Raw genomic sequence first — 1,719 nt, forward strand, 5'->3', positions numbered from 1 at the left:
TCTACGGTTAACTTTTCGTTACATAGTTATAAATTTCCCCGCCGACTTACTTACTCACTGAAAGTGAAGCCCAAATGCAGGTATGGAAAGAAAAACTGTTAACTGCGTTGGGTGAGAACGGGCAAGTGATTATCGATGTGATTCCAGAAGTCGAACTAATTATTGGGACTCAGCCATCGGTAACACAACTCGGTGCGGCTGAATCTCAAAATCGCTTCAATCGCGTTTTTGGGCAATTCATTGGAGTATTCACAACCCAAGATCATCCTTTGGTTGTGTTTCTTGATGACTTACAGTGGGCAGATTCGGCATCGTTGAACTTAATTGAGCTATTGATGACTGATAGCGATCGCCAATATCTATTATTAATTGGAGCATATCGCGATAACGAAGTCTCACCCACCCATCCACTGATGATCGGTTTGCACAAAATTCAAACAGCAGATGCAGTGGTAAATAGCATTGTTCTGTCACCGTTGCAGTTAACGGATGTGGAAGCGTTAGTTAGCGATACGTTGAATGACACAGAATACACTAAGCCACTAGCAGAATTACTGTTCCACAAAAGTGCAGGAAACCCATTCTTCTTAACGCAACTGCTGAAAACTCTACATCAAGAAGACTTGTTAACCTACGTATTCCATTCAGGAGTGTGGGAGTGGGATATCCAACATATTCAAGCGATCGGTATTACTGACTTGAATGTTGTTGAACTAACAGCAAGAAATATTCGCAAACTGTCACTACAGACACAGAAAGTCCTTAAACTCGCTGCTTGTATTGGCAATACGTTTAATTTAGATGTATTGGCGATCGTTAACGAAGCATCACCTCTAACTACTGCGGCACAATTATGGTCTGCCCTGCAAGCTGGGTTAATTCTGCCATTAAATCAAGATTACAAAATTCCTTTAGTATTTGGTCAGGAAGAATCAGGCAGTATTACCTTAACGGATATCAAAGTTGACTACAAGTTTTTACATGATAGAGTGCAGCAAGCAGCATATTCTCTGATTCCCGATCCAGAGAAAAAAGCAACGCACTTAAAAATTGGTCAATTACTGCTACAAAATACTACATTAGAAGAACGCAAAGAAAATATATTTGCTTTAGTTAATCAACTCAACTACGGTAGTGATTTACTAATATCCGAAACAGAAAAATATGAACTAGCCCAACTCAATTTCATAGCAGGACAAAGAGCAAAAGCAGCTACAGCACATGATTCTGCGATCAAATATTTGCAAGTTGGTTTGGGATTGTTAACAGAAGAAAGCTGGAGGTGTCAATATGAATTGACACTATCACTATACTCAGAAGCAGCAGAGGCAGCTTTTTTAAGTGGTGATTTTCAAACAATCCAGAGATTTGTTGAAATAGTCCAAAATCATGCCAAAACGCTGCTGGACAAAATTAAAGTGTATGAAGTCCAGATACAAGCTTACATGGGGCAGAACAGGCTGCTAGAAGCAGTTAATACGGGACTAGAAGTTTTAAAGCTGTTAGGGGTGGAGTTTCCTCAAGAACCGAACGCGTCAGATATTGGGCAAGCACTAGGGGAAACTGCGGCAATTTTGAGTAGAACGCAAATTGAGGATTTAGTCGATCTACCTCAAATGACCGATCCCTATAAATTAGCTGCCATAAGACTTTTGTCAAGTATCTTGGTAGAGTCGATGGAGGATATTACCCCTCGCACCTCTCTGTTAAATCTGGACG

1 pseudogene is annotated in these 1,719 nt (G+C 40.4%); it reads left to right on the plus strand.

Going from position 1 to position 1,719, the window contains the following annotated elements:
- Positions 1 to 50: 50 nt before the first annotated feature.
- A pseudogene (locus ACM0OY_RS40310) lies at positions 51 to 1,719 on the plus strand (ATP-binding protein); the annotation flags it as partial.

Origin of the sequence: Nostoc sp. CCY 9925, assembly GCF_963920935.1 — a bacterium.
Taxonomy (GTDB): domain Bacteria; phylum Cyanobacteriota; class Cyanobacteriia; order Cyanobacteriales; family Nostocaceae; genus Nostoc.